The following is a 7255-nucleotide window of genomic DNA, read 5'->3' as shown; positions in this document are numbered from 1 at the left end:
TCTCGGCCGGCTGACCGCTGCCGCGAATGACTCATTCGGGACGTCCGAGGTCCCGAATGAGTCATTCGCGACGTTCGGACGCGGCTAGTTCACCCCCGGCGGGAGCACGCCGAAGATCGTCGCCGTCGAGCCCGCGCCGTTGCGGTTGATCGGGCCGCCGGCGAGGACCCAGGCGCCCGTCGTCGGCAGGGCCTTCAGGTTCGCCAGGATCTCCAGGCTGATCCGGTGCCGCCGGTAGACCAGCTTGGACACCGTGTACGTCTCGTCGGTGCCGACGTCCGGGCTGAACGTGTCGGTGCCCGTCCCGCCGCGGCGGCCCAGCCGGCCGGTGTCGATCAGCCACTGCACCGCCGGGATCGAGAACCCGGGCTGGTGCAGGACGCCGTCGGCGCCGGTGTTCGGGAAGGCCGGGGTGCCCCACTTGGCGTCCCAGCCGGTCCACAGCACGACGACGGACTCGTTCGGGATCCGGCCATGGCGCTTTTCCCAGGCCTTGAGGTCGTCGATCGTGACCGCGTAGTCCGGGTTGTGCGCCGCCTTCGCGCGGGCATCGATCTTGACGGCGGGCCGGAACAGGTCCGCCGGGTCCATGTCGTCGGCGAGCGGCTCCCCCGTGTTGAAGTGCCCGGGCGCGCCCCAGTGCGTCCCGGTGTGCTCGCCTTCGCGGACGAACTGCAGGTAGTAGCCGTCTTCGGGGATGGTGGCGATGGTCTCCAGCTCGAAGGCCGGGTCTCCGGGGAAGACGTTGGTCGTGGCGGGGTCGTTGACGTGCGAGAGGTTGACCAGGTTCAGCTGGTCGAGCCGCACCGGCGGCGCGGCTCCGGTGGCTTCCGAGGCTTGCGCCGTCCGCCCGGACAGCGCGGCGCCGAACACCCCGGCCAGCCCCGCGGCCAGCACCCTGCGTCTCATCGGCATGAGGGATCACCTTTCGGCCTTGTTTCCACGGTCATATCACCCGGACTGGGCGCGGCCAATGAGTTGCGCGAAGATGTGGCCGTGGACGACGACATCGAAGACAACGCCGACAACGGCATCCTCGACCCCGAGGACACTTTGGACGACCGCGACGAGCTCGCGGAGGGTTATTCACCACCGGAACGCGCGCAGGCCACCGAAGGCTGGGGCACCACCGCGCGCGAGACGGCGGAAGGTGAAAGCTGGGCGGGCCGCCTCGCCCGCGAAGTCCCCGACCTGGCCGACGACCTCGACGACGACGGCTTGGGCGACACCGAGGACACCGACGGCGAACTGATCGACGACGAGGTCGGCGACGTCCGCGCGGGCCGCTTGGTCGCCACGGACGAAGGCTTCGGGGAAGACGCCGACGAAGAGCTGTACGCCTCGGACGCCGGCATCGACGACGGCGCGGCATCGGCGGAGGAAGCGGCGGTCCACGTGATCGACCCGTCCCGCCGCTGGTGAGCTAGCGGAAGCTCCAGAACGGCCCTTCGGGTTCGGGCGGCTCGACGGCCGGCGGGCGAGGTGCCTTCACCGCCGGCAGCTCGGGCTCCGGCGGCTTCGCGGGCTCCTCCACCGCCGGCTCCGCGGGCTCCTCCACGGCCTCCCCCGCAGGCTCCTCCACGGCCTCCTCCACCGCCTCCTCCGGCAGCTTCTTCAACGCCCCGCGCGGCTCGTCGGTCACCAAGGCCGCGAGCAGATCCGTGAGGTCCAGCGCGCGCACGTCGATGACCTCGCGGATCTTCTGCTTGTTGCCCTCGCCGTACGCCGACGTGATCGTGTCCTCGAGCACCGCCGGCGGTGCCGGGCTATTCTCGTTGCACGTCACGTCGAGCGCCGCGTACAGCGCGGCCGCGTCCTGCTCGAACACCTTGCGCACCATCTTGTGCAGCGCCCGCTCGGCCGCGTCGAGCCGGCCCTCGCGGAGCTTGTCCACCACCGCGCGATCGACGGGCCCCAGCGGGACTTCCGGGCCCTTGACGACGTGCCGGAACACGTTGCGCTGGTGGTTGCCGTCCCCGATCTGCACGCCTCGCGAGTTCCAGATCGCCACCTTCGTGCAGCCTTCCACCGGCGACGCCGACGGCGGCAGGCTCGCCGCCAGCGTGCGCGCCAGCGTCTTGTCCAGCGTGATCCGGACGTCCTCGACCCGGAACTTGTGGATGTTCGTCTGCGAATTCCGGTCGCCCAGCTGGATTCCCGCGCAGTTCTTGATGACGAGCGCGTTCGGCGGCAGCAGCCCGGTGACGCCCTCGGCCTCGAGCGTGGCCGGGACGTCCACGACCTGCGCGGCGCCGTCCGCGGTGGGGAAGAACGCGGCCTGCGCCGCCGTGGCCCACTCCTCGACCACCTTCGGCGCGACGACGGCGACCGGCGATCCCTGCCAGGTCGCGCCGATCAGCGGCTCGTCCGGGTCGGCCACCTGGCGGGAAAGTTCCCGCCAGGGCACCGGTTCCAGGAGCCAGTCGTCGCCGGTCACCGGACGGCCGGGTCGTACTCGCGGACCGCGGCCAGGTACTCGCCGATCGCGTCGCGGTTGCGCAGCAGGCATTCCGCGCGCCGGGTCATGCGGTCGCGCTCGGCTTCCAGGGTCGCGATCATCTCCGGGGTCGCGTCCGGGAAGTAGATCGTGCGGGGTTTGTCCAGGCAGGGCAGGATCTGCTTGATGATCCGGGTGGGCAGGCCGGCGTCGAGCAGGCCGCGCACCTGGATCACCCGGTCGACCGTCGGCTCGTCGTAGTCGCGGTACCCGTTCGGGCCGCGGCTCGCGATGATCAGGCCCTGCTCCTCGTAGTACCGGAGGAGCCGCCGGGACGTACCCGTGCGCTCCGCGAGCTCGCCGATCCGCATGTGCCCCACCTCACGTAGACCTTCACATCAATGTGAGGGTTCGAGCATAGCGGCATGACGAACATCCGGACCCGCGCTCTCCCGCTCACCGCCCTCCTCGCCCTGGCCACCGCCGCGTTCGTCACCGTGCTCACCGAGGCGCTGCCCGCCGGCGTGCTGCCCGGGATGAGCGCCGGTCTCGGCGTCGGCGAAGCCGCGGCCGGCCAGGCGGTGACGATCTACGCGCTCGGCACCGCGCTGACCGCGATCCCGCTGTCGGCCGCCACCGCGGGCTGGTCCCGCAAACGCTTGCTGCTCACCGGCGTCGCCGGGTTCGCGGTGGCCAACACGGTCACGACGCTGTCGTCGGACTACGCGCTGATGATGGTGGCGCGCTTCGTCGCCGGGGTGGCCGCGGGCGTCGTCTGGGCGCTGCTCGCCGGTTACGCGCGCCGGCTCGTCCCGGACCACCAGGGCCGGGCCATCGCGATCGTGATGGCCGGCATCCCGCTGGCCCTCTCGCTCGGCATCCCGGCCGGGACGTTCCTGGGCGGCCTGCTCGGCTGGCGCTCGGCGTTCGGCGTCATGTCGGCGATCGCGGTCGGCCTGCTCGGGTGGATCGCCGCGGCGGTCCCGGACCAGCCGGGGCAGACGGCCGGGCGGACGCCGGTCCTGCGCACGCTCGGCGTCCCCGGTGTCGTGCCCGTGCTCGCCGTGACGCTGGTGTTCGTGCTGGCGCACACCGTGCTCTACACCTACGTCGCCGCCTTCCTCGGCCACGCCGGGATGGCGGACGCGGTGGACGTCGTGCTGCTGGTGTTCGGGATCGCGTCGATGGCCGGCATCGGCATCGTCGGCGCCCGGATCGACCGCGCGCTGCGGGCGCTGACCGTGCTCAGCACGCTCCTGGTCGCGGCGGCCGCGACGCTGCTGGCGCTGTTCGCGGGCAGCCCGGCGCTGGTCTACGCCGCCGTTGCGCTCTGGGGGTTCGGCTGGGGCGGCGTCCCGACGCTCCTGCAGACGGCGGCCGGAAACGCCGGTGGCGCCGCGGCGGACCACGCGCAGGCCATGCTCGTCACGCTGTGGAACGCGGCGATGGCCGCGGGCGGCGTGGCCGGCGGGGTCCTGCTCGACGCCGCCGGGCCGGCGTCCTTCCCCTGGACGCTGCTCGTGCTCCTGCTGCCGGTGCTCGCGGTGGTCCTCGGCGCCCGCCGGCACGGATTCCCCGGCCGGTCCTGACTGGTCCTGAACGTCCTGAATGGACGAAGGGCCCGGACGCGCTCGCGCCCGGGCCCTCCAGCTTTTCAGCAGCGGCCGGCGATGGCCCGCAGCAGTTCCGCGTTCGCCGTGTCACCCGACAGCTCCCAGGCGAACACGCCACCGAGCCCCTGCGACTTCGCGTACCCGGCCTTGGCCGACGCCGTCTCGGGGGTGTCGTAGCTCCACCACTGCGAACCGCACTTCGCGTACGCCGTACCGGCGATCTTGCCGTTGGCGGGGCACTTGGTCTTGAGGACCTTGTAGTCCTCGACGCCCGCCTCGTAGGTGCCGGGCGCCGGGCCGGTCGCCGTGCCGCCCGGCTGCTTCTGCGTCACGCCGTCCCAGCCTCGGCCGTAGAACCCGAGGCCCAGCAACATCTTCGACGACGGAACGCCCTGGTGGCGCAGCTTCTGGACGGCCGCGTCGGCGTAGTAGCCGGCGGTCGGGAGGCCGGGGTAGGCGCGCAACGGCGAGTGCGGCGCGGTCGGCCCGTTCGGACTGGCGCCGGCGACGAAGTAGTCGTAGGTCATCACGTTGTACCAGTCGAGGTACCGGCTCGCGGCGCCGTACTCGGTGGCGTCGATCTTGCCGCCCTTCGAGCCGTCGGCGGTGATCGCGGCGGTCACCAGCTGGCGCCCGAACTTCGCGCGCAGCGCCTTGACCAGTCCGGTGAACGCCTTCGGGCCGCTGGTGTCGCAGGTGTTCCCGCAGGCGTTGGGGTACTCCCAGTCGATGTCGATGCCGTCGAAGACGCCCGCCCAGCGCGGGTCGTTGACCAGGTTGTAGCAGGATTCCGCGAACGCGGCCGGGTTCTTCGCCGCCTCGGTGAAGCCCGCGGACCACGTCCAGCCGCCGAAGGACCACAGCACCTTCAGCTTCGGGTGCAGCTTCTTGAGCTGGAGGATCTGGTTGAAGCTGCCGTGCAGCGCGCCGGGTTGGGTGCTGTCGGCCTGGCCGCTGACGCTGGTGGCGGCGTCGTAGGGCATGTCGTGGTCGGCCCACGGGTCGCCGACCGCGCAGCCGCCGCCCGTCACGTTGCCGAAGGCGTAGTTGATGTGGGTCAGCTTCGCGGCCGACCCGGACGTCTCGATGTCCTTGACGTGGTAGCCGCGGGCGTAGACGTCCCAGTCGGCGAAGTAGGCCATCACCTTGCCCTGGCCCTGCCCGGCGTCCGCCGGCGGCGCGACGACGGAGGCACCGGCGAGCGCGAGCGCGACGACGGCGATGCGTTTTCTCATGCGGAGCACGGGTTTCTCCTCATCGGCCCAGACGAGCGGACGCCTGAGGCTAACAGGTCCAGACCACTGCGGACCAGAGCGAATCGTGTGGTCAGCGGGTTTCGGTGTACCTCCGCAGCCGGGTGCGGATTCACGCGTGCGATGATCGGGCGATGACCGAGTTCGGCTGCGCCCGCTGTTCCGGCGATGACGCCCTGACCGCGCTGGCGTTCTGCACGACCCGGCTGAACAAGACCCATCGCCTGGTCGAGCGGTCGCATTTCAGCATCTCGCTGCGCCGCTGCCCGGAGTGCGGGCAGTCGTTCGCCGCGATCTTCACCGAGTTCGTCGACTGGACCGGCGGCGAAGACGCGCAGTACTTCGACTTCGTGCCGCTCACGACGGCCGAGGTGTCGGCGCTGGCCGCGCAGGGCGCCGGGGTGGACCTGGCCGAGCTGGGCGCGCTGGGCAGCGTCCGCCGCCGGCTGTCGTCGAGCTGGCCGACCGGCGGCGAGAAGGAAATCGCCTGGCGGACGGATGCGCTTTCGGTGCGCGAAGGTCACTGACGCGCGAGGCGGAGGATCGCCGCGGCACTGCGGTCGACGTCGGCCTCGGTCGTCGTCCAGCCGGACACCGAGATCCGCAAGTACCGGCGGCCGCGCCAGGTGGTGCCGCCCAGCCAGCAGGTGCCGTCGTCCTGGACCTGCCGGATGAGCGCGTCGGTGTCCCCGCCGAAGGAGACGAGGACCTGGTTGAGGACGACGTCGTTGGCGATCTCGGCACCGCCGTCGGCGAGCTTCCCGGCGAACCGGCGGGCCAGCCGGCAGCAGCGGTCGACGAGCTCGGCGACGCCGTCGCGGCCCAGCTCGCGCAGCGCCGCCCAGACGGCGAACCCGCGGGCGCGGCGCGACGACTCCAGGGTCAGGTCGCCCATGCCGGACACCTCGCCGGCGCCGGTGAGGTAGGCGGCCCGGTAGGAGATCGCGGCGGCGTGGACGTCCGGGCGGGCGCAGAAGACGAAACCGGAGTCGTACGGGACGTTGAGCCACTTGTGCCCGTCGCAGGCCCAGGAATCGGCGAGTTCGACGCCGTCGAGGAGCGGCCTGGTGGCCGGGTTGGCGGCGGCCCAGAGCCCGAAGGCGCCATCGACGTGGAGCCAGGCGCCGGGCGCGGCTTCCCGCGCGGCGCGGAGGTCGTCGCACGCGCCGGTGTTCACGTTGCCGGCCTGCAGGCAGACGATCAGCGGCCCGGCTTCGTACTTTCTGCGGAGGTCTTCGACGTCGATGGCGCCTTGCGGGCCGGCTTTGACCGGTTCGACGACCCGGGTGCCGAAGCCGAGCAGCCGCAGCGCGCGATCGATGGTGGCGTGCCGTTCTTCACTGGCGAGGACCCGGACAGGCGGGGCGCCGGCGAGCCCATCGCGTTCGACATCCCAGCCGGCTTCGGCGAGAACGTGGTGCCGCGCGGCGGCGAGGGCGGCGGTGTTCGCGGCCTGGCCACCGGTCACGAACCCGGTGGAGGCGGTGGCCGGGAGGCCGAGAAGCTCTTTGAGCCAGCTGCCGGCGGCCTCTTCGGCGGCGGCCGCGGCGGGCGAGAGCACGGCGTTGAACCCGTTCTGATCCCAGCCGGCGGCGAGGACATCGGCCGCGGTGGCGGCGGGGAGGGCGCCGCCGATGACGAAGCCGAAGAACCGGGGTCCGGCGGTGGCGACGAGACCGGGTTCGGCGGCCCGCGCGAGGTGTTCGAGCACTTCGGACGGTGGGGTGGGGTGCTTGGGGAGCGGGCCGCCGAAGCCGGCCCGCAGGACGGCGGGATCGACGGCCCGGGCGACCGGCCGGTCGGCGAGGGTGGCCCGGTAGTCGGCGGCCAGCTCGGCGGCGCGGGCCAGGAGCGCGTGCATGTCGTCCACCCGCCGACTGTAAGCCCGGGTCCCCGCCGACGGTCGCGAATGACTCATTCGAGACGCCGGAGGTCCCGAATGAGTCATTCGC

8 protein-coding genes are annotated in these 7255 nt (G+C 72.2%); 3 read left to right on the top strand and 5 right to left on the bottom strand.

What is annotated here, in order from left to right:
- Window positions 1-84: 84 nt before the first annotated feature.
- Window positions 85-915, bottom strand: coding sequence for a cyclase family protein (locus ACWDN5_RS45710; protein WP_449680673.1), 831 nt, complete (start codon window positions 913-915; stop codon window positions 85-87).
- An 81-nt stretch (window positions 916-996) separates the two neighbouring features.
- Between ACWDN5_RS45710 and ACWDN5_RS45705 the strand changes: the two genes are divergently transcribed.
- Window positions 997-1422 carry a DUF5709 domain-containing protein gene (locus ACWDN5_RS45705; protein ID WP_310967357.1) on the top strand — a complete coding sequence of 142 codons (426 nt, stop codon included), beginning with the start codon at window positions 997-999 and terminating at the stop codon, window positions 1420-1422.
- 1 nt (window position 1423) lies between these two features.
- Here ACWDN5_RS45705 and ACWDN5_RS45700 read toward each other — a convergent pair whose 3' ends face one another.
- Together ACWDN5_RS45700 and ACWDN5_RS45695 are read right to left on the bottom strand one after the other, a co-directional pair.
- The gene (locus tag ACWDN5_RS45700) at window positions 1424-2437 is read right to left on the bottom strand and encodes an RIP homotypic interaction motif-containing protein (RefSeq protein ID WP_449680672.1); all 1014 of its coding nucleotides are present in this window, start codon (window positions 2435-2437) and stop codon (window positions 1424-1426) included.
- A complete protein-coding gene (locus ACWDN5_RS45695) occupies window positions 2434-2808 on the bottom strand; it encodes a MerR family transcriptional regulator (protein ID WP_310967355.1) in 375 nt (124 codons plus the stop codon). The genes ACWDN5_RS45700 and ACWDN5_RS45695 overlap by 4 nt, the downstream gene beginning before the upstream one ends.
- 54 nt (window positions 2809-2862) lie before the next feature.
- Here ACWDN5_RS45695 and ACWDN5_RS45690 point away from each other — a divergent pair, with 54 nt between their 5' ends.
- Window positions 2863-4026 (top strand): MFS transporter, encoded by a 1164-nt coding sequence (locus ACWDN5_RS45690; protein WP_449680671.1) that lies wholly within the window; start codon window positions 2863-2865, stop codon window positions 4024-4026.
- A 65-nt stretch (window positions 4027-4091) separates the two neighbouring features.
- Here ACWDN5_RS45690 and ACWDN5_RS45685 read toward each other — a convergent pair whose 3' ends face one another.
- Window positions 4092-5285: a glycoside hydrolase family 18 protein gene (locus ACWDN5_RS45685; RefSeq protein ID WP_449680675.1), complete on the bottom strand. Its 1194-nt coding sequence runs from the start codon at window positions 5283-5285 to the stop codon at window positions 4092-4094.
- A gap of 152 nt (window positions 5286-5437) precedes the next feature.
- On the opposite strand from ACWDN5_RS45685, the gene ACWDN5_RS45680 reads away from it, so the two are divergent.
- Window positions 5438-5830: a hypothetical protein gene (locus ACWDN5_RS45680; RefSeq protein WP_310967353.1), complete on the top strand. Its 393-nt coding sequence runs from the start codon at window positions 5438-5440 to the stop codon at window positions 5828-5830.
- On the opposite strand, the gene ACWDN5_RS45675 is transcribed toward ACWDN5_RS45680, so the two are convergent.
- Window positions 5824-7164, bottom strand: coding sequence for a pyridoxal phosphate-dependent decarboxylase family protein (locus ACWDN5_RS45675; protein ID WP_449680674.1), 1341 nt, complete (start codon window positions 7162-7164; stop codon window positions 5824-5826). The two genes, ACWDN5_RS45680 and ACWDN5_RS45675, sit on opposite strands and share 7 nt — an antisense overlap.
- Window positions 7165-7255: the final 91 nt, after the last annotated feature.

This window comes from Amycolatopsis sp. NPDC003731, from assembly GCF_053586895.1.
This window is presented reverse-complemented; position numbering and strand designations above follow the sequence as displayed.